Origin of the sequence: Methylobacterium brachiatum (genome assembly GCF_900113845.1) — a bacterium.
GTDB classification, from domain to species: domain Bacteria; phylum Pseudomonadota; class Alphaproteobacteria; order Rhizobiales; family Beijerinckiaceae; genus Methylobacterium; species Methylobacterium brachiatum.
Genome location: NZ_FOQW01000012.1, coordinates 26,132 through 46,988 on the forward strand (window position 1 = coordinate 26,132; position 20,857 = coordinate 46,988).

The following is a 20,857-nucleotide window of genomic DNA, read 5'->3' on the forward strand; positions in this document are numbered from 1 at the left end:
TTGACCGCGGTCAAGGCGGGCGAGATCGAGGGCCTGATCCGGCGCGGGCCCGATCCGCGCATCCCGGTGATCTTGGTCTACGGGCCCGATACCGGCCTGGTCACCGAGCGTGCGCGAAAACTCGCCGAGGATTTCGTCACCGACCCGGGCGATCCTTTCGCGCTGGTGCGGATCGACGGCGACACCCTCGCCTCCGATCCCGGCCGGCTCTGCGACGAGGCCGGGACGATGGGGCTGTTCGGCGGCCGCCGGTCGATCTGGGTGCGGCCGGGCAGCCGCAACTACGCGCCGGCCGTCGAGGCGGTGCTGGGTGCCGCGGTGGCCGATGCCCGCATCGTCGTCGAGGGCGGCGACCTCGCGAAGAACAACCCGTTGCGCGTCCTCTGCGAGCGCTCGCCCAAGGCGCTGGCGATTCCCTGCTACGCCGACGACGAGCGCACGCTCTCCGACCTGATCGAGCGCACCCTGCAGGAGCGCGGCCTGCGCATCGACCGCGCCGCCCGGGAAGTCCTGGCCCGCAGCCTCGGCGGCGACCGCCGGGCCAGCCTGATGGAGATCGAGAAGCTTGCCCTCTACGCGGCCGGGGAGGGGCACGGGGACACGGTCGTCACCCTCGACCATGTCGAGGCCATCACCAGCGACGTGGCAGCCAGCGTGCTCAACACCCTGATCGACGCCGCCTTCGACGGCCGTCGCGAGGCGGTGGAGCGCGACTATCGGCGCTTCCGGCACGAGGGCCTGGATCCCGGCGTGGTGCTCGGCTCGGCCCTGCGGCACGCCCTAACCCTGCTGGCGACCCGCCTCGACAATCCCGACAAGACCCCGGCCCTGATGGCGGCCTCGTGGCGGGGGCTGCATTTCAAGCGCAAGGCCAGCATCGAGGGGCAGCTCGCCACCTGGCCGGCCGGTACCCTCCGGCAGGCGGTCAAGGCCCTTCAGGACGCGATCCTGGCCTGCCGGCGGGCCGAGCCGGAGCTGGCGCACGCCCTGGCCTCCGCGGCGCTGCTGCGGGTGGCGGAGGCGGGCGCCCGGCGGCGGCGTTAGGCCATCCAGCAGCTTCGCCTTCGACAAGGCAAGACGGTCTGCATCCATCCCATCCGCGCCCTCATCCTGAGGTCGGCCCGCGCAGCGGGCGCCTCGAAGGAGCCCTCCAGACGCCTCCGCGATCCCTGGAGCTCTCCTTCGAAGCCTTCGCTTCGCTCCGTCACCTCAGGATGAGGGAAGGGGTGGGATGGACGCCGGAAAGAAGCTTTTCTCAGCTCTCTTCCGAAACCTTGAACCGGTTGAGCAGCGCCTCGAGCTCGTCCCGGGTCTCGTAGCGGATCCGGATCTCGCCCGAGGCCTCGTCCTTGGGCTTGTAGGTCACCTCGACCCCCAGGGCCCGGCGGATCCGCAATTCCAGGTCGCGCACCGGGGCAGGGCGCTCGGCGGAGAGGCGCGGGCGGCCGGGGCGGGGGGTATCGGGGGCCGCGGCCTCGGCCGCCTCGGCGGCCGCCACCGCCTCGACCTCGCGCACCGACAGGCCCTCGGCCACGACCCGGCGGGCCAGGGTCTCGGGATCGCGCACCGCCAGGAGCGCGCGGGCATGGCCGGCCGTGAGCTCCCCGGCGGTGACCCGGTCCTGCACGGCGGGCGGCAGGTTGAGCAGCCGCAACGTGTTGGCGAGGTGGCTGCGGCTCTTGCCGAGGATCTCGGCCAGTTCCTTCTGGGTGTAGGCGAAGTCCTGCATCAGGCGCTCGTAGCCCGAGGCTTCCTCGATCGGGTTGAGGTCGGAGCGCTGGACGTTCTCCAGGATGGCGAATTCCAGGGAGGCGCGGTCGTCGATCTCGACGATCACCACCGGCACCTCGTCGAGCCCGGCCTTCTGGGACGCCCGCCAGCGGCGCTCGCCGGCCACGATCTCGAAGGCGCCCGGCACGTCGGCCAGCGGCCGCACCACGATCGGCTGAATGATGCCGCGCTGGGTGATCGAGGTCGCCAGTTCCGCGAGTTCCGCCTCGCCGAAGCTCCGCCGCGGGTTGCGCGGGTTCGGGCGCAGGAACTCCACCGGGACCTTCCGCTGCGGCTCGATCTTGCCGTCGGTCTTGGCCGCCTGTCCGGCATCGCCGAAATCGCCGATCAGCGCCGCGAGCCCGCGCCCGAGACGGGGTCGTGCCCCCTCCTCCGCCATCCTTGTCACCCGTGTCACGCTCCGCACTCGATCCGTCCGAATAGGAAAAGGATCACACAATCACGCCGCCGCCGGCACGCGGCCTTCACGCTGGATCACCTCGGAGGCGAGGCGCAGATACGCCTGGCTGCCGGCGCATTTCAAATCGTAGAGCAAAGCCGGCTTGCCGTGGGACGGCGCCTCGGAGATGCGGACGTTCCGGGGGATCACGGTCTCGTAGACCTTGTCGCCCATGAAACCGCGGACATCCGCCACCACCTGGGCGGAGAGGTTGTTGCGCGGGTCGAACATCGTCAGCACGATGCCCTGGATGGTCAGCTTCGGGTTGAGGGCGCCGCGGACCTGCTCGACGGTGCGCAGCAGCTGGCTCAGGCCCTCAAGGGCGAAGAACTCGCATTGCAGCGGCACCAGCACCGCGTCGGCGGCGGCCAGCGCGTTGATGGTCAGCAGGTTGAGCGAGGGCGGGCAATCGATCAGCACGTAGCTGATCCGCTCCAGACCCTTGGCCTGGGCGATGTCCTTCAGCACGCCGCGCAGCCGGTGGGCGCGGTCGGGCAGGGTGGCCAGCTCCATCTCCAGGCCGAGGAGATCCATGGTGGAGGGCGCGATCGACAGGCGCGGCACCGCCGTGGGGATCACCGCCTCGGCGAGCGACGCCTCGCCGGTCATGACGTCGTAGGTCGAGACCTGGCGGCGCGCCCGGTCGATCCCCAGCCCCGTGGAGGCGTTGCCCTGCGGGTCGAGGTCGAGCACCAGCACGTCCTCGCCGATCGCCGCCAGGGCCGTGCCGAGGTTGATCGCCGTGGTGGTCTTGCCGACGCCGCCCTTCTGGTTGGCCAGCGCCAGGATCCGCAGGGGATGTCTCACGGACGGTCTTTCGGCAGGGGTTAAGACGGGATCGCTGGACGGATCCACGGACCGGTCGGCGGAATCGCCGAGGATCGCTTCGGTCATCGATGGCTCGGGGCGGCGAGGGCAGTGACGCGCACGATCCGGGCTTCGGAATCAGTCCGGCTCGGCACGAGGTCGTTAACGACTCTCCACTGCGCGGCCGCCTGGGTCAATTCAGCTTGCACGTCCCGGCCCTTCGGAAACAGGCCGGTGGTGCCCGTTTTCAACAGCGGCTCCGTCCAGGCGAGGAGCTGCGTCATGGGTGCGAGCGCGCGCGCGCAGACGATATCGACGCCCTGATACGCGCCGATCAACGCCTCGATCCGGGCGTTGCGTACCCGCGCCGGCGCGCCGGTGAGGCGGGCGGTCTCGGTGAGGAAGGCGCATTTGCGCGCGTTGCTCTCGACCAGATCGACCTGGATGCCGCGCTCGCGGCCCGCGATGGCGAGGATCAGGCCCGGGATGCCGGCGCCGGAGCCGAGATCCAGCCAGGTCCGGGCTTCGGGAGCGAGGTCGAGCAGCTGGAGCGCGTCGTCGATATGGCGGCTCCAGACCTCCGCCAGCGTGGCGGGGCCGACGAGGTTCTTGATCGGCTGCCAGCGCCGGAGCTGCGCGACGTAAAGGTCCAGCAGCTCGGCTGTTTCACGTGAAACACCGGAGGCGGCGAGGATTCGGGCGCGGTCGGGATCGCTCATGGCACGCGCCGGCCGGCATCGGGCGCGGCCCGTCGCGCATGGGCGGCCAACAGGGTGAGGGCGGCCGGCGTCACGCCCTCGATCCGGGCGGCCTGGCCGAGGGTGCCCGGCCGGACGGTCTCGAGCTTCACCCGCATCTCGTTCGAGAGCCCGCTGATCCCGGCATAATCCAGGCTCGCGGGCAGCCGCACCGCCTCGTCGCGCCGGAAGGCGGCGATGTCGGCGTTCTGCCGGTCGAGATAGACCGCGTAGGTCGCGTCGGTCTTGAGGCGGTCCGCGATCCGGGGCGCGGTCTCGGCCAGCTTCGGCCAGATCGCGGCGAGCTGCGCCCAGGTGATCTCGGGATAGGCGAGCAGCTGGAACGCGCTGCGGCGGATGCCGTCGCGGTTCAGCATGATCCCGTGCACGGCGGCCTGGCTCGGGGTCAGGCTCACGGCATCGAGTCGGGCCCGCGCCGCCTGCAATTCCTGCTGCGCGGCCGCGAAATGGTCGGCGCGACGCCCGCCGACGCAGCCCAGCGCCAGGCCCCGCGGCGTCAGCCGCTCGTCGGCATTGTCGACCCGCAGGGACAGGCGGTACTCGGAGCGCGAGGTGAACATCCGGTAGGGCTCGCTGACCCCGTGGGTCACGAGGTCGTCGATCATCACGCCGAGATAGGATTCGGCCCGGTCGAAAGCCGCGAGGTCGAGACCGCCGGCGCGCCGGGCGGCGTTGAGCCCGGCCACGAGACCCTGGCCGGCCGCCTCCTCGTAGCCGGTGGTGCCGTTGATCTGGCCGGCCAGGAACAGGCCGGGCAGGCGCTTCACCTGAAGCCCGGTATCGAGCTCGCGCGGGTCCACGTAATCGTACTCGATGGCGTAGCCCGGCCGCAGGATCGCGGCGCGCTCCAGCCCCGGGATCAGCCGGATGATCTCGCGCTGGACCTCCTCGGGCAGGGCCGTGGAGATGCCGTTCGGGTAGATGGTCGGGTCGTCCAGCCCCTCCGGCTCGAGGAAGATCTGGTGCCCCTCCCGGTCGCCGAAGCGCACGACCTTGTCCTCGATCGACGGGCAGTAGCGCGGCCCCCGGCTGGCGATGCCGCCGGAATACATCGGCGAGCGGTGCAGGTTGGCGCGGATCAGGTCGTGGACCGCCTGGGTGGTCCGGGTGATGCCGCAGCGGATCTGCGGCGTGGTGATTTTCTCCGTCAGCGTCGAGAACGGCACCGGCTCGGCATCGGCCTCCTGCATCTCCAGGCCCGACCAGTCGATGGTCCGGCCGTCGAGGCGGGGCGGGGTGCCGGTCTTCAGGCGGCCGAGCCGCAGGCCGAGGCGGTCGAGGGTCTGGGCCAGCCCGATCGCCGGCGCCTCGCCGACGCGGCCGGCGGGGATCTGGCGCTCGCCGATATGGATCAACCCGCGCAGGAAGGTGCCGGTGGTCAGCACCACGGCGGCGCAGGTGATCACCCGCCCATCCGCCAGCACGACGCCGGAGAGACGGCCCTCCGGGTCGCGGGTGAGGTCCTCGCAGGCGCCCGCCACCACGGTGAGGCCCGCGGTCTCAGCCACGGCCGCCTGCATGGCGGCGGCGTAGAGCTTGCGGTCGGCCTGGGTGCGGGGGCCGCGCACGGCCGGTCCCTTCCGGCGGTTGAGCAGGCGAAACTGGATGCCGGCCGCGTCGGCGACCCGGCCCATCAGCCCGTCCAGGGCATCGACCTCGCGCACGAGATGGCCCTTGCCGAGCCCCCCGATGGCGGGATTGCACGACATGGCGCCGATCGTGGCGGGGTCGTGGGTGACCAGCGCCGTGCGGGCGCCGCACCGCGCCGCGGCTGCGGCCGCCTCGACGCCGGCATGGCCGCCGCCGACGACCACGACGTCGAACCGGTCGGATGAGGTGGTGAGCATGCGAGTGATTACGCGGGCGCAGCGGGAGCGGTCAACGCGTCCGGCAAGCGCTGGGGATGCGCGCGGTCAGTGGGGCGGCCTTCGCCCGGCCGCCGACCGATGCCCTTCCGCTGCGGCCCCTTACGACGAGGCCGGGGAGGGGGACTGGCCGATGAGAGAGAACGCCGCTCAGCCGGTCATCGCCGTGGCGGTGTAGCCGGCCTTCGTCAGCGCATCCGCGATGACCAGGGCCTGGGCATCGGTGCGGATCGCGACACGCCCGGCTTCGCGATCGACCTGGATCTCGGCCGCCGGGTCGATCCGGTTGACCGTACGGGTCACCGCGGCGGCACAGCCGTCGCAGGTCATCCCCTCCACCTGCATCAGCAGGTCGGCGCGCATCTCGTTCATCCGGGCCTCCATGAACCGTATCACCGGCATGTCGGGGCGGAGCGCGGCCGGCGCAAGCGTCAGAACTGCGCCGGCATGTGGAACGCGTAGTCGATCTTCAGGCCGAACTGGTACTGGTCGGGATTGCCGAACGGGCGCCGCACCAGCGGGCTGTCGCCCGAGGCGCCCAGGATGCGGGTGTAGCCGGCATAGGCCGTGTAGGCCCAGGTCTCGCTCTGCGTGTAGGTCACGGCGCCGAGCACGCCCGCCGAGTAGAAACCGCCGGGATTGTACGGGACGACCCGGCCATTGAGCGCGGCCTCGGCCGGCGACACGCCGAAATACTTCCGGGCGTAGCTGGCATCGCCGATGTTGAGGCGCGGGCCGATCGAGAACAGGAACGGGCCCGTGGGCATCAGGTAGTCGGCCGCCACCGAGCCGACCGTCCCGTGATGCCCGTACACGCCCTGGCGGATCTCCACGCGCGTGCGGATGGAGGGGGAGGGGTAGAACTCCGCGAACACGCCGGGCTCGAGGGCGATGCGTGCGTCCCGGAAGCCGAGCAGGTGGCGCCGGTCGTCGCCGTAATAGCGGCCGGGCACGATGCGGGCGGTCGGCCCGATGCTGAACATGGGGTTGTCGTAGACCGAGACGCTGAAGCCGTCATCCGGCGTCGAGAAGCGGCGCGGCTCGCCGGCCTTGCGGATGTCGATCCCGGGATAGCCGACCGCGGTGTAATCCGAGGCCCCTGGATAGCGTGGGATCGCCTGGAGCGAGGCGCTGACCGTGACGATCCAGGTGCTGGGATCGACGGCATTCGGATCGACCCGGGTGAAGACCGGTCCCGAGCGGGAGGATGCCGACCCGAGATCAGCCGCGACGGTCGGCGCAGCACCGAAGGCGAGAACGAGGGCGCCGACGGACGAGCCGACGCGACGGAAAGAACGGAGCATCGGAACGCACTTCGGAACGCTTGGAGACACTGTGGTCATAGCCACGCTTTATGGCGCCTTTTCTTTCCGTTCACATGAGTGCGCAGTGCAACCCTCTTCCGAGCATTCGCAAACCGCCGGGACGTGGCGATTCCGCAACGTTCCCGCTTGCGCCGGCACCACACAATGCGGAATTCGCCGTCCCTCGCCTTGCCGTGGGGGCCGCGCGGCGACAAAGATCGACGAATCGGTCTTCGCCCGCCGAATCATCCCGGGACTTCCCCCGGCGGCCGGTGCGTGACCCTGGTAGGTGTTCTGACGATGGTCCCGGTCCTCGGCCGGTACGCGGGGCTGTTGGCGGCCGGGCTCCTGGCGCTCGTCGTGCTCGGGCCGCTGGCGGTGTTCGCGCCGCTCATGAGTGCCCTGGCGCTCGGTGGGCTCGCCGCCGTCGCGGCCGGCATCGCCCAGGCGCGTACCGCCTCCCTGAAGGCACGCTGCGAGAAGCTGTCCGGCGAGGTCGATCTGCTGTCCCGGCGCCTGCTGAAGGCCGAGACCGCCGCCGTGCCGCCGCGGCCGGAGGCCGGGGACGCCGCGCTCCGGGCCGAGGTCGAGGAGCTGACCGTCGAGCTCGGGCTGCTCAGCGGCATCGTCCGTGACCTGACCACGGTGGTCAGCACCCAGGATTCCGAGATCGCCAGCCTCAAGGCCCGGCCCGAGCCGCGCCCGGAGCTGCCGCCCGCTGCTGTGCCGGAGCCGGTGCGGGCCCAGACCGCCCCGGAACCCGAGGGCCCGGCGCTCACGAGCCGTCCGCATCCAATCCCGCCGGCAGCCCCGAGCGAGCGGGTCCCGGCCGCCCAGCCGCTCACGCGGGAACTGCCCCCCGAGCCGGCACCGGCACCGCGGCCGATCCCGCCCCGTCCCGTCGCCCGCACGCCCGCCCCCTGGGTCGAGAGCGAGGCGGAGATCGTCCGGGCCTTCGAGGCGGACGCGCTGGAGATCCACCTGCAGCCGGTGGTGACCCTGCCCCAGCGCAAGGTGACGGCCTACGAGGCCCTGGCTCGCCTACGGGTCGACGGCCGCCTCGTCGAGCCGGAGGCGTTCCTGCCGGTGCTGGAGCGCTACGGCCGCACCACCGAGCTCGACCGGCGCATGCTGCAGCGGGCCTCCATCGTGGTGCGTCACCTCGCCCGCCGGGGCAGCGAGACCCTGCTGACCTACGGCCTGTCCCCGCTCTCGCTGTTCGAGCCCGGCCTGCTGCGGGAACTGGCGCGCACGGTCGCGGACGATCCCGCCCTGGCGGGGCTGGTGATCGCCCTGCCGCAGGCCAGCTGGAACGGCCTGGATGGCGGGCAGCGCGGCCTGCTCCTGTCCCTGCGCGGCCGGATCGGGTTCAGCCTCGACCGGGCGGAGGATTTACGCTTCGACGTGGCCCAGCTCGCCGGGCTCGGGGTCGGCCAGGTCAAGGTGCCCGCCGACATGCTGCTGCGTCCCGGGGCGGACCGGCGGCTCCTGTCGGACATCGCGATCGAGGATCTCGCCCCGGCTTTGGCCCGGGCCGGCATCCGCCTGGTCGCGACCGGCGTCACCGACGAGGCGGACGTGCCGGACCTGATCGACCTCGACATTCCGTACGGTCAGGGGGCGGCCTTCGCGGCGCCGCGGCCCGTGCGCGCCGAGGTCCTGGCCGCACCGCCCGAGGCCCCGCCGCCCCCGCCGGTGGAGCCGGAGCCGGAGCGGCGGCCGTTCCGCTCGGTCCTGCGCCGGGCGGTCTGAGCGCCGCCCGTCACCAGTAGATCTGCAGACGCCCCAGGATCGTGTCGACCGAGAAGGGTGCGGTCCCCAGCGCGTCGGACTGGGCCGCGCCCGGCTGCACGCGGCCGTGGATGACGTTCGCGATCAGGCGCAGGTTCGGCTCTGGGTACCAGCTCAGGCCCAGGGTCACGTCCCGCTCGGCGCCGCCGCGAAAGCCCCGGGCGTTCAGCTCGATGGCGCTGTAACGGGCGGACAGCTCGAAGACGCCGATCCCGCCCCGGGAGATCCGCTGGTCGTCGCGCGGCTGGATGCCCTTGAACGTCGCGTAGGTCGTGCCGCCCTTCGGGACCAGCGCGTAGGCCCGGCCCGCGCCGTTCAGCACCCAGCCGGCCTCGACATAGCCGCCCTCGAACCCGAGGCTCGGAAGGGCGCCGCCCGGCCCGGCGAACCGATCGATGGCGGCGTGGATATACTCCGCCTGCACCAGGATCGGGCCGTTGCGATAGGCGAACTCGGCGCCGATCCGCGACACGCGCGCCGCGTCCGGCAGGTCACCGGTATCGACGAAGGGCCGGGCGAACAGGAACGCCTCCGCCGGGGTGGAGAAGCTGAACGCGCCATCGCCTCGGGCGCGGCTCTGGACGATGCCGGCCACCCCGAGATGCAGGGTCTCGCGTTCCTCCAGGATCGGCGCCACCGTGGCACGGCCCGCAGCCGCCACCCCGTCCCCGGTGATGCCGTTGCTGGCCGCGTCGCCGAACACGCTCGCGACGGCCGTCCAGGCCTGCCCGTGATGCCCGATCGCGAAGCCGAAGCGCCGGTCCGGCACGAAGGCGTTGGCCAGGGAGCGCTCGGCGAACAGCGTGTCGTTGTTGCTCTGCAGCCATTCCAGGCTGAACGGCACCTTCATGTTGCCGAGAGTCAGGATCGTGTCCGGCAGCCCCTTCCAGGCGACGAACGCGTCGTTGATCGGCAGGATCGGGTCGCTGAAATCGTACTGGAAGGCGACGACCCAATCCTTCCCGATGGTGAGCGTCGGCTCGATCCAGGAGCGCCGCACCGCCACGGTGTCGGGGAAGGTCGCGCCCAGGCCGGGCCGGCTGAAGCGCGCCGCGCCGGCATCGATGTGCAGGCGGCCGCCGATCTGGAGCTTCACCTCCGGCTCGGGGAAGCTGAGCGTCAGGCCCTTCGGGTCGTAGCGCAGGCGCTCGCCATACGGGCCGGCCATGCCCTCGATCGCGTCATCGGCCGCGTCGGCCGGCGAGGCAGCCGCCAGCGAAAGGAGCAGGAGGGCAGGGGCGCGGCGCATTCCCATCACCGGGCACAGAGCAGGTTGACGGGCGCGCGCCAATCACATCGGGCAGGGAATGCGCGAATCAGCGGGCCCGTGGCCGGGCGGACACGGCGCCTCAGTCCTCGGCCGCCCCGTCGAGCTGCGCCCGGATGTAGCGCCCCGCGCTCGCCAGGGACCGCCGACCGGCCGCCACCTCCGGGTAGAACAGGTGCCAGGCGTGGATCATGTGCGGCCAGACCTGGAGCGTGACGGCCACGTCCGCCGCCGCCGCGACGCCGGCGAGCCGCAAGGCGTCGTCGAGCAGGGTCTCCGCGGAGCCGACCTGGATCAGCGTCGGGGGCAGGCCGGCGAGGTCCGCGTAGATCGGCGAGACCAGCGGGTCGCGCGGGTCGGTGCCGTTGAGATAGGCGCTCGCCAGCTCGGCCAGGTAGGCCCGGCTGATCAGCGGATCGACCGACGCCTTGGCGTCCAGGCTGCCGCCGGTGAGCGCCAGATCGGTCCAGGGCGAGCTGAGCCACAGGCAGCCGGGCAGCGGCAGGCCCCGCTCCCGCAGGGACAGGATGGCCGCCAAGGCGAGGCCGCCGCCCGCGCTCTCGCCGGCCAGCGCGATGCGCTCGGGCGTGAACCCCGATTCGAGCAGGAACCGGTAGCCGGCCAGGGCATCACCGATCGCCGCCGGGAACGGGTGCTCGGGCGCAAGTCGATAGGCGAGGGCGAGGGTGCGCGTTCCGGCCTCCCGGCCGGCCTGGGCCACGACGTGGCGATGGCTCTCCAGCGACCCGGAGACGTAGCCGCCCCCGTGCAGGAACAGGATCACCCGGTCCCGATCCGCCCCCGGCGTGGCAGTCCATTCCGCGGGCAGGTCGCGTATCTTCGTGGGCTGGACATGGACATCGTCGGGCAGCGGGTCGTTCGCCCCGAGCGCATCCACGCGGGCGCGACGGGCCGCGAGATCGGCCGGGCGCGGGCTGGCGGCCAGGCGAGCGCGGATCCGGTCGATGTCGCTCACGTCGGGCGAGGGGGTCGGCATCGGCGGGTCTCGGCGCGGCGGGCATTGGCGTCACGATGGCCGGGGCCGCGTGATCGGCCCAGATGAGCGCGATCCGGATGCTGACGCAACGGGGTTCGGCGGGGCGAAGGATTGCAGAGCTCCGCCCGGCACCCGCACGAGGTCCATGACCTTTTGAAACCGGGGGTTCTCTGCCGATGCAGCCGGTCCGGCGAGGGGTCAGATCGATGCGATCCCGATTCCCCCCGATCCTGAGGTGCGAGCGCGGGGAGCCTCAGGATGGGGGGTCGAACAGACCGGTCGAGCGGCCCTTCAGACCGCCACGTTATCGATCAGCCGGGTCCGGCCGAGGAACGCGGCGACGAGAACCCGGGCGGGTCGGTCCACCCGCTCGACCGGTGCCAGGGTCCGGGCGTCGCAGACCGCGAGATACTGCACCTGGAAGCCCGCGGCCTCCAAGGCGGCGCGACCCTGGGCGATCGGCGCCGCGACCGGGGTGCCGTCTCGGGCCGTGGCGGCGATCTCGGCCAGCACCGCGTGGAGTCTCGGCGCCACCGTCCGCTCCTCGGGCGAGAGGTAGCGGTTGCGCGACGACAGGGCGAGGCCGTCCGCTTCACGCACCGTCGGCACACCCTGGATCTCCACCGGGAGGTCCAGATCGGCCACCGCCTGCTGGATCACCCGAAGCTGCTGGAAGTCCTTCTCGCCGAACAGGGCGGTGTCGGGCCCGACCTGGTTCAGCAGCTTGGTCACCACCGTGGCGACCCCGGAGAAATGCCCGGGCCGGAGCGGGCCGCACAGCCCCTCGGTCAGGCCCGCGACATCGATCCGGGTGCTGAAGCCCGGCGGGTACATGGTCTCCACGGCGGGCGTCCAGGCGGCGTCGGCGCCGGCCCGGCCGAGCAGTGCCAGGTCGGCCGCGAGATCGCGCGGGTAGCGCGAGAAATCCTCGTTCGGGCCGAACTGGGTCGGGTTGACGAAGATGCTCGCGACGACCCGCCGGCCGATCCGCCGGCCCTCGGCCACAAGGGCGAGATGGCCCTCGTGCAGCGCTCCCATGGTCGGCACCAGGACGACCCGCTCGCCGGCACGCCGCCAATCGGCCACGCTCCGGCGCAGGGAGGCGAGATCGCTGAAACGCTGGGGGATCGATTCGGACACGGGTCGGGCTCCGCGGCGGGGCGCCGATCTAGAGCATGATCCGCGGGCGCGAAAGCCGCCTGGGCCGGTTCAGGGGCAGTAGGGCAGGAGCGACCGGCCGAACGGGTCGTCCACGCCGAGCGGAGGCGTGAAGCCGTAATAGCTCGGATGCGACAGGCCGTATTCCGAGCCGACGTAACTCGGATCGTCCGGCGCGTTGGTCGGCACCGGCACGCGACGGGGCGTGCAGCCCACCGGGACGGCCCGGCTGCGGATGGCGTAGACGGGCCGGCGCTCGATCCCGTCGTTGCGCGGGAAGAAGCGTGGGCCGCTGCGGGTGATGGCTTCGTAGCCCCCGGGCCCATCGAGATCCGCCGCGCGGGCGCCAGGCCCGGCGACCAGCAGAGCGAGGCCGAGCGCCGTCCCGATCCCGTGCCGCACCGTCGCCTGCATGCCGAACCCGTCCCCGATACCGGCCCAGGGTGCGGGAGCAGGGTAAACAGGGACTTACACGGGTGGCGTTCCTAGACCAGCGCCACCACCAGAGCCGACAGCGCGGTCACCAGATCCCCCTCTGCCAGGCGGATCTGCAGGCCGCGCCCGCCACCATTGATGTGGATCTCGGCGACCGGGTTCGACAGCGCGCCGGCATCGATCGCGGTCGGAAAGACGCGCTTCTGTCCGAGCGGACTGATGCCGCCGACATGGTAGCCGGTGAGGCGTTCGGCATCCGCGGGTTTGAGCATCGCGGCGGTCTTGCCGGAAAAGGCCGCCGCCACCCGCTTCATCGACACCTCCTTATCGGAGGCCACCAGCAGGCAGACCGTCTTTCCGTCCACCGCCGCCATCAGGGTCTTCAGGACCCTGCCGGGCTCGACACCCAGCGCCTCCGCGGCCTGAAGGCCGATGCGCGGCGCCTCGGGATCGTAATCGTAGGCGTGCAGGCTGTAGCGAAGACCAAGCCTGTCCAGGGCCTGGGTCGCTCGGGTCGTCTTAGCGGGCGTCTTCGCCATCTCGGTCTCGGCTCACGCGGCGCCGGCCCGGGCGGCGACGAGGCGGCCGATCTCCGCATGGGCCACCTCGACGACCTCCGTTGGGGCCTGGGCCCCGGTGACGTACACGCAGGCGAGGATCGGCGCACGCCCCGGCGGTCGCAGGATCGCGACGTCGTTGACCGTGCCGTGATCGCCGGTGCCGGTCTTGTCGCCAGCGGTCCAATCCGGCGGCAGCCCGGCCCGCAGGCGCTTGAACCCGGTCTGGGACGCGACCATCCAGGCTTCCAGCCGCGCGCGCGAGGCCGCCGACAGGCTCGGTCCGAGGAGCAGGCGCGCGAGCGTGGCGCGCATCGCCTCCGGGCTGGTGGTGTCGCGCGGGTCGCCTTGCAGGGCGGTGTTCAGGGTGGGCTCATTGCGGTCGAGGCGGGTCACCGTATCGCCGATGCCGCGCAACCAGAGGGTCAGCGCCTCCGGACCGCCCAGCGCCGCCAGCAGCAAATTGGCGGCGCTGTTGTCGCTCCATTCGAGCGCGGCGGCGCAGAGATCCGCGACGGTCATGTGCCCGGTGCCGCCGCCGGCCTCCAGGCCCTTCCGGATCACCGGCGCGTAGCTCAGAAGAACGTCGTTCCCGTAGGTGACGAGCCTGTCGAGGGATTCAGTGCCCGCATCGACCCGTACCAGCACGCAAGCCGCGGCCAGGACCTTGAAGGTGCTGCACATCGGGAACAGCTCATCCGCGCGATGGCGCAGGAAGACGCGCTCCGGCGTTCCGGCCGAGACACCGAGGCGTCCGCCGAGCCGCTTCTCGATCGCCGCGAGTGCAGATTCGACCGCCTCGGCCTGCGCATATCCGTGTCGCGGGATCAGCGGCGCCGTGAGGGCGCCGAGGCAGGCGGCGCGGCGGGTCCAGGACGTCATGGCGTGATTCGATCTTCCGAGGGCATCGGCAGCTCAGGTGATGGCCGAGCTTGGCCATTCCGTGGCCGCGGATGGAGTGGCCGCGCCGAAATCGTTATAGGGGCGGGACGCCGTGTTTCACGTGAAACGCGCCCTCCGGATCCACGCGGATGCCGACATCTGCCAACGCCATGATCGAGACGGAAACCCTCTTCGCCCCAGCCAGCGGCTTCGGCCGCGCCGCCGTCTCGGTGATCCGTGTGAGCGGCCCGGCGGCGGGGCACGTGCTGGTCGCCCTGAGCGGCACGCTTCCGCCGCCCCGGCGCCTGTCGTTGCGGACCTTGCGCGATCCCGCGAACGGCACCGAGCTCGACCGGGCGCTGGTCGCGTGGTTCCCGGGACCCGACACCTATAGCGGCGAGGACATGGCCGAGCTGCACCTGCATGGCGGCACGGCAGTCCGCATGGGGGTCCTCACCGCTCTGGCCCGGATGCCCGGATGCCGGGCCGCCGGGCCGGGCGCCTTCACCCGCCGGGCGGTGCTCAACGGCCGGATGGACCTGGCCGAGGCCGAGGCGGTCGCCGACCTGATCGACGCGGAGACCGAGGGACAGCGCCGCCAGGCCCTGCGCCAGCTCGACGGCGCGCTCAGCCGCCAGGTCGCGGCGTGGCGGGAGGAAGCGATCGACTGCCTCGCCGCCGCCGAGGCCGCCCTCGATTTCGCCGATGAGGGCGATGTCGACGATGTCGGCCTCGACGCCGCCCTGTTCGGCCGTGCCGACGCCCTGCGCCAGGACATCGCAAAAGCCCTACAGGATGGCCGTCGGGGCGAGCGCCTCCGCGAAGGTTTTTTCGTCGTCCTGGCCGGCGAGCCGAATGCCGGAAAGTCGACCCTGCTCAATGCCCTCAGCCGGCGGGACGCGGCGATCGTGTCCGATATGCCCGGGACCACCCGGGACGCCATCGAGGTGCGCCTGGATCTCGGCGGCCTCCCGGTATTCCTCGTCGATACTGCGGGCCTGCGCGACACGGCCGAGCCGGTGGAGGCGGAAGGCATCCGCCGCAGCCGCGCCCGGATCGGCGCCGCCGATCTGATCCTGGCCCTCGTCCCACCGGGCGGGACCACGCCGGACCTCGGCGCGTACGCAATTCGAACGCTGACCGTGCACACCAAGGCCGATCTATTTGCCGGCTCATTAGATCTGTCGCCCGCGGGGGCGATCGCCGTCTCGGCACGGACCGGCGCCGGCTTGGAGGCCTTGCTCGACGCGATCCAGGCCGAGGCTCAGGCTGGGCTCGGAACTGGGGATGCGCTGGTCACCCGAGCCCGCCACCGGGCGGCGCTCGAAGCCTGCGTCACGCATCTCGACCGGTTGCTCGCAGGGGAGGGGGCCCTGCCCGAACTCGCCGCCGAGGACCTGCGGCTCGCCGTCCGATCCCTCGGCGAGGTGGCCGGTCATGTCGGCGTGGAGGACGTCCTGGACCGGCTGTTCTCGGGATTTTGCATCGGTAAGTAATTTCCATAGCCGGCATATTTTTTACGGAAGTCTGTTCGTCCCCGCATGCTCCTGCGAGGAAAAGAACGGTCTCTCCCACCCAACTCCCTGACCCTGAGCTGCCGCGTCAGTGGCCTCGCGGGAGGCCTCCGGCCCACCGCGCGATCCCCGAAAACCTTCTCTGAGCCCGAACGGTCTTCGAGCGCCCGACGCCTCAGGACAGGGGGAGATCTGGGGCCCTGCCGGTTTCGGACCTCAAGCTGAAGGATCAGGCGTCGCCGGTCCTCTCCGACCCGGCTCTATTGCGGGATCCGCAGGATCCGCGGGCGCCAGATCCCAAGCACGACGTTCGCGGTAGCCACTGCGAGCAACACCCAGAGCGTCCCGCGCTCACCCTCGAGCGAGGCCGCCAAGGCTGTGGGATCGAGGAGACCGGCCAATGCCCGGGCGCTCTGCTCGGCCTCGCGCCTCATCGGGCCCTGCACGTAGACCAGGCCGCCCTCGAACATCAGGACGCCGGTGGCGAGCTTCACCCATGCCCAGCCGGCGTTAAGATAGCCGCGGTTGAGCGCCATCGCCAGCAGCCCCGACAGCAGGGTGACGGCGAGCGACGGCAGGAACACCCAGGTGGCGACGGCCCCCATGGCGCCCCGGATCGCGGCGTAGCCGGGAAGGGCGGCCGGCGCCGGGGCGAGGGCCAGCATCACGACCAGGGAGGCCATCGCGCCCAACACGCCGGCGGCGCCCATCGTGTGCAGGAACTTCAGCAGGCGTCGCACGGCGTCTTTGCCCCGGCCCAATCCACGCCAGCTTAGCGTCGGATCCCGCGCCGGCGTGAGGCTTTAAGGTCGCGCCCGGGGGCCCTCAGCTGCGCAGCCCCGGCGCCTCCTGGCCGGTGCGGGCGACGTATTCGGTGTAGCCGCCGCCATACTGGTGGATGCCCTCCGGGGTCACCTCCAGCACCCGGTTGGACAGGGCCGCCAGGAAGTGCCGGTCGTGCGAGACGAACAGCATCGTGCCCTCGTAGGCGCCAAGCGCCGCGATCAGCATCTCCTTGGTGCCCATGTCGAGGTGGTTGGTCGGCTCGTCGAGCACCAAGAAGTTCGGCGGGTCGTACAGCATCAGGGCCATGACCAGCCGGGCCTTCTCGCCGCCCGAGAGCACCCGGCAACGCTTCTCGACGTCGTCGCCCGAGAAGCCGAAGCAGCCGGCCAGTGCCCGGAGCGAACCCTGGCCCGCCTGCGGGAACGCCTCCTCCAGGGTCTGGAACACGGTGCGGTCACCGTCGAGCAGGTCCATGGCGTGCTGGGCGAAGTAGCCGAGCTTGACGCTGCCGCCGACCGTGACCGAGCCGTCATCCGGCTCGGTGGTGCCGGTGACGAGCTTCAGGAGCGTCGACTTGCCGGCGCCGTTGATGCCCATCACGCACCAGCGCTCCTTGCGGCGCACCGAGAAGTCGAGCCCCTCGTAGATCGTGCGGCTGCCGTAGCGCTTGTGCACGCCCTTGAGCATCACGACGTCGTCGCCCGAGCGGGGCGCCGGCTGGAACTCGAAGGCCACGGATTGCCGCCGCCGGGGCGGCTCGACGCGCTCGATCTTGTCGAGCTTCTTCACCCGGCTCTGCACCTGGGCGGCGTGGGAGGCCCGGGCCTTGAACCGCTCGATGAAGGCGATCTCCTTGGCGAGCATCGCCTGCTGGCGCTCGAACTGCGCCTGCTGCTGCGCCTCGTTCAGCTTCCGCTGGCCCTCGTAGAAGGCGTAATCGCCCGAGAAGGTGGTGAGCGCGCCGCCGTCGATCTCGATCACCTTGGTGACGATGCGGTTCATGAACTCGCGGTCGTGCGAGGTCATCAGCAGCGCGCCGTCATAGGCCTTCAGGAACGATTCGAGCCAGATCAGGCTCTCGATGTCGAGATGGTTCGAGGGCTCGTCCAGCAGCATCACGTCCGGGCGCATCAGGAGGATGCGGGCGAGCGCCACGCGCATCTTCCAGCCCCCCGAGAGGGCGCCGACATCGCCCTCCATCATCTCCTGGCTGAAGCTGAGACCGTCCAGCACCTCGCGGGCCCGGCCTTCCAGGGCATAGCCGTCGAGCTCCTCGAACCGGGCCTGGACCTCGCCGTAGCGCTCGACCAGGGCATCCATCTCGTCGGCGCGGTCGGGGTCCGCCAGCGCCGCGCCGAGCTCGGCGAGCTCCGCCGCCACCGCGCTCACCGGGCCGGCGCCGTCCATCACCTCGGTGACCACGCTGCGGCCGGACATCTCGCCGACATCCTGGCTGAAATACCCGATGGTGATGCCCCGGTCGGCGGAGACCTGGCCCTCGTCGGGCTGCTCCTGGCCGATGATCATCCGGAACAGGGTGGTCTTGCCGGCCCCGTTGGGCCCCACGAGCCCGACCTTCTCGCCCCGCTGGAGGGCGGCCGAGGCCTCGATGAAGACGAGCTGCCGCCCGTTCTGCTTGGTGATTTTGTCCAGGCGTATCATGAAGGCTGGTGACTGTGTCCGGGGGAGATCGCTCCGGGCCGCTTACGGCATGGATCGAGACGGCGCAAAGACGGAGCCGGGATCGCGGGCTTTCGGCTGCTTCATGCAACGCAGCTCCGGTATCGGGAGCTGAGCGCCGGCTGGGCCGTTGCCCGGTGCGACGCCTTCGGTTGGGCATCATCCTTCCCTAGAAGCCGGCAAACACCTTTCGGGCCGCGGCCCTTGAGACGAGGAACACGATGCTGTTCGGTTGGTGGAAGACGAGCCTGGACATGGCCATGCTGGGGCTGGAAGCGCAGGGGGTGATCGCCCAGCGCATGGCGATGTTCGCGGTGGGCGGCCCGGCCGCGCAGCTCGAGGCGCAGCGCATGGTCACGGAGAAGATCATGGCGGCGAGCGAAGCGGCCCTGATGGTCGCCTCCGGAGCCTCCAACAGCAAGGTGATCCGCAGCTACCGCCGGAAGGTCCAGGCCAACGCGAAGCGGCTGAGCGAGCGCTGAGGGACTGTTCAGCTCGCAGCGTCATTGCGAGCGTAGCCAAGCAACCCAGTGTAGCGCGGGCCCTCAGATCATCGCGGATCCCTAGGTTGCTTCGCTACGCTCGCAATGACGGATGGACCACCGGCCGGTTCCGTCTCAGTTGTTCGCCGTCCGGAACGTGTCGCAGGCCTTGGTCTGGCCGCTCTTGAAGCCGGCGGTGAACCAGCGCTGGCGCTGCGCCGAGGAGCCGTGGGTGAAGGAATCCGGCACCACGTAGCCCTGCGAGCGCTTCTGCAGCGAATCGTCGCCGATCTGGGCGGCCGCGTTCAGGGCCTCGTCGATATCGCCCTGCTCGAGCTCGGCGTACTTGTCGTTGGAATTCTTGGCCCAGACGCCGGCGAGGCAATCGGCCATCAGCTCGATCCGCACCGACAGGGCGTTCGCCTCGGCCTTGCTGGAGGCCTGCTGCTGGCGGGCCTGGACCTTGCCGAGGATCCCGAGCACGTCCTGGACGTGGTGGCCGACCTCGTGGGCGATGACGTAGGCGTAGGCGAAGTCACCCTTCACGCCGAACTTGGTCGCCATCTCCTTGAAGAAGCCGGTGTCGAGATAAACTTTCTTGTCGAGCGGGCAGTAGAACGGCCCCATGGCGGCCTGGGCCGAGCCGCAGCCCGAGCGGGTGCCGCCGGTGTAGAGCACCAGGGTCGTCGGGGTGTATTGCTTGCCGGTCTGCTGCGGCAGGATCTGGCTCCACACGTCCTCGGTGTTGCCCAGGATCTTCGAGGCGAACCGGCCGCTCTCATCCGTGGGCGCCTGGCGACGCCTGGCCTGCGTCTGCGGGTCGGCCTGCTGTTCCTGATGGCCGCGGCCGCCGATCTGCTGCGCGCCCCCGATCAGGATCGCCGGGTTGATGCCGGTGAAGTAGCCGATGATCATCAGCACCACGATGGTGCCGATCCCGAGGCCGCCGGCGCCGCCGCCCGGGAAGCCCATGCCACCGCCGCCACCCTCGCCGCGGCGGTCTTCGACGTTGTCGGAGCTGCGTAGATCGTCCCAGCGCATGGTCCCGTCCTGATGCCGCGCCCACCGATTCCGGCAGGGCACGGTTCCTACCTGTGCATCGCCTATGTCCGAAAGCCGGCAGACACCGTTCGGGACGAAGCTCTAATGACGGGAGGGAACGCCCGGTTCCGCGCCCATGGTCAAGCTTTTCCGTCGAGCAAGGCGCGCAGGGCCCGGAAATCCCGCCAGGCCAGGCGCTTCTGCACCGGCTGGCGCAGCAGGAAGGCCGGGTGGAGCGTGGCGAGCAGCTTCGCCTCACGGGTCGGCAGCTTGTAGGGGAACAGCCGGCCGCGGGTGCGCAGGATGCCGTCCTTGGTGCCGGTCAGGGTCTGGGTCGCCGGCGCACCGAGGCAGACGATCACCTCCGGGTCGACCAGCTCGATCTGGCGCTCCACGAAGGGTCGGCACACCGCCACCTCCTGGGGGGTCGGGTTGCGGTTGCCCGGAGGCCGCCAGGGCACGATGTTGCCGATATAGGCGCTGGTCCGGTCGAGGCCGATCGCCGCCATCATCTTGTCGAGGAGCTGGCCCGACCGGCCCATGAACGGCTTGCCGATCCGGTCCTCGTCGGCCCCCGGCGCCTCGCCCAAGAACATCACCCGGGCCTCGGGGTTGCCGTCGGCGAAGACCAGGTTCTTGGCGGTGAAGCGCAGCGGGCAGGCGTCGAAATCCGCCAGGATCTTTTCCAGCTCGGCGAGGCTCTTGGCCTCGCGCGCCCGGGCTCGCGCATCACTCGCCGCCTCGTCCGGCTGCGCGCTCGCCGCGCGCCCGAAGGTCCGGGCCGGGGCTGCCGGCGGCGGCGAGCCCGGGGGCGGCACGAGCGAGTTGGACTGGGCAACGGGCCGGGGCGCTGCGGCTTGGCGCCGGGGCGCCCGCAGGGTCGGGGCCGGCATGTCGGCCTCGCCGAACCGGTCATGCGGCTGCTCGTCGAGGGCCGCGTCGGCGCCGGCCTCCACGTGGAAGTCGAGATAGGCGATGAGGTCGGCTTGCGCGTCGTTGGGGCTCGGCATGCTGATCAGCATGTGGGGCGCTCGATGCCTGTGGACAACTCTTGAAACCCGCTCGACGGCAAGGACTTGCGTGACCGAACGGCGCGGCCCCGTCCGCCGTGCCGCGCATGCCCGTTACCGCTGAGTCGCCCCGAACCCGTCCGCATTCCCCACCCATGCGGCATAGGAGAGCTTTCGCTCAAGTCCGGGCTCCGGCAGCTTGCCTTTCCAGTCTGGAATCGCTTGAGACGGCAGCACGCAATGCCGATCCGGCAACGGATCGGGCCAATCGACAAGAAAACAGGAGGCTCGAC

At 71.1% G+C, this 20,857-nt stretch carries 20 protein-coding genes; 4 read left to right on the forward strand and 16 right to left on the reverse strand.

Going from position 1 to position 20,857, the window contains the following annotated elements; all coding sequences use genetic code 11:
- Positions 1 to 1,044: a DNA polymerase III subunit delta gene (gene holA / locus BMZ47_RS16730; RefSeq protein ID WP_007563444.1), complete on the forward strand. Its 1,044-nt coding sequence runs from the start codon at positions 1 to 3 to the stop codon at positions 1,042 to 1,044.
- Positions 1,045 to 1,255: 211 nt separating this feature from the next.
- On the opposite strand, the gene BMZ47_RS16735 is transcribed toward holA, so the two are convergent.
- The 6 genes from BMZ47_RS16735 to BMZ47_RS16760 form a co-directional block, all read right to left on the reverse strand.
- Positions 1,256 to 2,170 carry a ParB/RepB/Spo0J family partition protein gene (locus BMZ47_RS16735; RefSeq protein ID WP_091863494.1) on the reverse strand — a complete coding sequence of 305 codons (915 nt, stop codon included), beginning with the start codon at positions 2,168 to 2,170 and terminating at the stop codon, positions 1,256 to 1,258.
- A gap of 60 nt (positions 2,171 to 2,230) precedes the next feature.
- A complete protein-coding gene (locus BMZ47_RS16740; protein ID WP_007563442.1) occupies positions 2,231 to 3,124 on the reverse strand; it encodes a ParA family protein in 894 nt (297 codons plus the stop codon).
- A complete protein-coding gene (rsmG, locus tag BMZ47_RS16745; protein WP_091863495.1) occupies positions 3,121 to 3,756 on the reverse strand; it encodes a 16S rRNA (guanine(527)-N(7))-methyltransferase RsmG in 636 nt (211 codons plus the stop codon). Before rsmG ends, BMZ47_RS16740 begins: the two co-directional genes overlap by 4 nt.
- On the reverse strand, positions 3,753 to 5,642 hold the full coding sequence (mnmG, locus tag BMZ47_RS16750) for a tRNA uridine-5-carboxymethylaminomethyl(34) synthesis enzyme MnmG (protein WP_091863496.1): 1,890 nt from the start codon (positions 5,640 to 5,642) through the stop codon (positions 3,753 to 3,755). The genes rsmG and mnmG overlap by 4 nt, the downstream gene beginning before the upstream one ends.
- 168 nt (positions 5,643 to 5,810) lie before the next feature.
- Entirely contained in the window at positions 5,811 to 6,032 is a 222-nt protein-coding gene (locus BMZ47_RS16755) for a heavy-metal-associated domain-containing protein (RefSeq protein ID WP_007563439.1), read from the reverse strand.
- Positions 6,033 to 6,091: 59 nt separating this feature from the next.
- Positions 6,092 to 6,964 carry a MipA/OmpV family protein gene (locus BMZ47_RS16760; protein WP_091863497.1) on the reverse strand — a complete coding sequence of 291 codons (873 nt, stop codon included), beginning with the start codon at positions 6,962 to 6,964 and terminating at the stop codon, positions 6,092 to 6,094.
- Between the two features lie 300 nt (positions 6,965 to 7,264).
- On the opposite strand from BMZ47_RS16760, the gene BMZ47_RS16765 reads away from it, so the two are divergent.
- The gene (locus tag BMZ47_RS16765; RefSeq protein ID WP_091863498.1) at positions 7,265 to 8,716 is read left to right on the forward strand and encodes an EAL domain-containing protein; all 1,452 of its coding nucleotides are present in this window, start codon (positions 7,265 to 7,267) and stop codon (positions 8,714 to 8,716) included.
- A 10-nt stretch (positions 8,717 to 8,726) separates the two neighbouring features.
- Here BMZ47_RS16765 and BMZ47_RS16770 read toward each other — a convergent pair whose 3' ends face one another.
- From BMZ47_RS16770 to bla, 6 genes are all read right to left on the reverse strand, one after another.
- On the reverse strand, positions 8,727 to 10,004 hold the full coding sequence (locus BMZ47_RS16770; protein ID WP_244536846.1) for an OprO/OprP family phosphate-selective porin: 1,278 nt from the start codon (positions 10,002 to 10,004) through the stop codon (positions 8,727 to 8,729).
- Between the two features lie 100 nt (positions 10,005 to 10,104).
- A complete protein-coding gene (locus tag BMZ47_RS16775) occupies positions 10,105 to 11,019 on the reverse strand; it encodes an alpha/beta hydrolase (protein ID WP_091863500.1) in 915 nt (304 codons plus the stop codon).
- A 291-nt stretch (positions 11,020 to 11,310) separates the two neighbouring features.
- Positions 11,311 to 12,159 (reverse strand): pantoate--beta-alanine ligase, encoded by an 849-nt coding sequence (panC, locus tag BMZ47_RS16780; RefSeq protein WP_091863501.1) that lies wholly within the window; start codon positions 12,157 to 12,159, stop codon positions 11,311 to 11,313.
- 69 nt (positions 12,160 to 12,228) lie between these two features.
- Positions 12,229 to 12,591 (reverse strand): hypothetical protein, encoded by a 363-nt coding sequence (locus tag BMZ47_RS16785; RefSeq protein ID WP_091863502.1) that lies wholly within the window; start codon positions 12,589 to 12,591, stop codon positions 12,229 to 12,231.
- Positions 12,592 to 12,662: 71 nt separating this feature from the next.
- The gene (locus tag BMZ47_RS16790) at positions 12,663 to 13,151 is read right to left on the reverse strand and encodes an aminoacyl-tRNA deacylase (protein ID WP_091863503.1); all 489 of its coding nucleotides are present in this window, start codon (positions 13,149 to 13,151) and stop codon (positions 12,663 to 12,665) included.
- 12 nt (positions 13,152 to 13,163) lie between these two features.
- A complete protein-coding gene (gene bla / locus BMZ47_RS16795; protein WP_091863504.1) occupies positions 13,164 to 14,051 on the reverse strand; it encodes a class A beta-lactamase in 888 nt (295 codons plus the stop codon).
- 170 nt (positions 14,052 to 14,221) lie between these two features.
- Here bla and mnmE point away from each other — a divergent pair, with 170 nt between their 5' ends.
- Positions 14,222 to 15,547, forward strand: a complete 1,326-nt coding sequence (gene mnmE / locus BMZ47_RS16800; protein ID WP_091863505.1) for a tRNA uridine-5-carboxymethylaminomethyl(34) synthesis GTPase MnmE — start codon at positions 14,222 to 14,224, stop codon at positions 15,545 to 15,547.
- A 278-nt stretch (positions 15,548 to 15,825) separates the two neighbouring features.
- Here mnmE and BMZ47_RS16805 read toward each other — a convergent pair whose 3' ends face one another.
- Positions 15,826 to 16,305 carry a hypothetical protein gene (locus tag BMZ47_RS16805; protein ID WP_091863605.1) on the reverse strand — a complete coding sequence of 160 codons (480 nt, stop codon included), beginning with the start codon at positions 16,303 to 16,305 and terminating at the stop codon, positions 15,826 to 15,828.
- Between the two features lie 85 nt (positions 16,306 to 16,390).
- Positions 16,391 to 18,013 carry an ABC-F family ATP-binding cassette domain-containing protein gene (locus BMZ47_RS16810; RefSeq protein ID WP_007563425.1) on the reverse strand — a complete coding sequence of 541 codons (1,623 nt, stop codon included), beginning with the start codon at positions 18,011 to 18,013 and terminating at the stop codon, positions 16,391 to 16,393.
- Positions 18,014 to 18,252: 239 nt separating this feature from the next.
- On the opposite strand from BMZ47_RS16810, the gene BMZ47_RS16815 reads away from it, so the two are divergent.
- Entirely contained in the window at positions 18,253 to 18,513 is a 261-nt protein-coding gene (locus BMZ47_RS16815; RefSeq protein ID WP_007563424.1) for a hypothetical protein, read from the forward strand.
- 135 nt (positions 18,514 to 18,648) lie between these two features.
- Here the strand turns inward: BMZ47_RS16815 and ypfJ are convergent, their stop codons facing one another.
- The gene (gene ypfJ / locus BMZ47_RS16820; RefSeq protein WP_091863506.1) at positions 18,649 to 19,554 is read right to left on the reverse strand and encodes a KPN_02809 family neutral zinc metallopeptidase; all 906 of its coding nucleotides are present in this window, start codon (positions 19,552 to 19,554) and stop codon (positions 18,649 to 18,651) included.
- Between the two features lie 140 nt (positions 19,555 to 19,694).
- The gene (locus BMZ47_RS16825; RefSeq protein ID WP_091863507.1) at positions 19,695 to 20,576 is read right to left on the reverse strand and encodes a uracil-DNA glycosylase; all 882 of its coding nucleotides are present in this window, start codon (positions 20,574 to 20,576) and stop codon (positions 19,695 to 19,697) included.
- Between the last annotated feature and the right edge of the window lie 281 nt (positions 20,577 to 20,857).

Bases quoted from the DNA above. Each gene is read 5' to 3' on its own strand.
- BMZ47_RS16735 (WP_091863494.1), bottom strand. From the start codon at position 2,170: ATGGCGGAGGAGGGGGCACGACCCCGTCTCGGGCGCGGGCTCGCGGCG.
- BMZ47_RS16740 (WP_007563442.1), bottom strand. From the start codon at position 3,124: ATGACCGAAGCGATCCTCGGCGATTCCGCCGACCGGTCCGTGGATCCG.
- rsmG (WP_091863495.1), bottom strand. From the start codon at position 3,756: ATGAGCGATCCCGACCGCGCCCGAATCCTCGCCGCCTCCGGTGTTTCA.
- mnmG (WP_091863496.1), bottom strand. From the start codon at position 5,642: ATGCTCACCACCTCATCCGACCGGTTCGACGTCGTGGTCGTCGGCGGC.
- BMZ47_RS16755 (WP_007563439.1), bottom strand. From the start codon at position 6,032: ATGAACGAGATGCGCGCCGACCTGCTGATGCAGGTGGAGGGGATGACC.
- BMZ47_RS16760 (WP_091863497.1), bottom strand. From the start codon at position 6,964: ATGCTCCGTTCTTTCCGTCGCGTCGGCTCGTCCGTCGGCGCCCTCGTT.
- BMZ47_RS16765 (WP_091863498.1), top strand. From the start codon at position 7,265: ATGGTCCCGGTCCTCGGCCGGTACGCGGGGCTGTTGGCGGCCGGGCTC.
- BMZ47_RS16770 (WP_244536846.1), bottom strand. From the start codon at position 10,004: ATGCGCCGCGCCCCTGCCCTCCTGCTCCTTTCGCTGGCGGCTGCCTCG.
- BMZ47_RS16775 (WP_091863500.1), bottom strand. From the start codon at position 11,019: ATGCCGACCCCCTCGCCCGACGTGAGCGACATCGACCGGATCCGCGCT.
- BMZ47_RS16785 (WP_091863502.1), bottom strand. From the start codon at position 12,591: ATGCAGGCGACGGTGCGGCACGGGATCGGGACGGCGCTCGGCCTCGCT.
- BMZ47_RS16790 (WP_091863503.1), bottom strand. From the start codon at position 13,151: ATGGCGAAGACGCCCGCTAAGACGACCCGAGCGACCCAGGCCCTGGAC.
- bla (WP_091863504.1), bottom strand. From the start codon at position 14,051: ATGACGTCCTGGACCCGCCGCGCCGCCTGCCTCGGCGCCCTCACGGCG.
- mnmE (WP_091863505.1), top strand. From the start codon at position 14,222: ATGATCGAGACGGAAACCCTCTTCGCCCCAGCCAGCGGCTTCGGCCGC.
- BMZ47_RS16810 (WP_007563425.1), bottom strand. From the start codon at position 18,013: ATGATACGCCTGGACAAAATCACCAAGCAGAACGGGCGGCAGCTCGTC.
- BMZ47_RS16815 (WP_007563424.1), top strand. From the start codon at position 18,253: ATGCTGTTCGGTTGGTGGAAGACGAGCCTGGACATGGCCATGCTGGGG.
- ypfJ (WP_091863506.1), bottom strand. From the start codon at position 19,554: ATGCGCTGGGACGATCTACGCAGCTCCGACAACGTCGAAGACCGCCGC.
- BMZ47_RS16825 (WP_091863507.1), bottom strand. From the start codon at position 20,576: ATGCTGATCAGCATGCCGAGCCCCAACGACGCGCAAGCCGACCTCATC.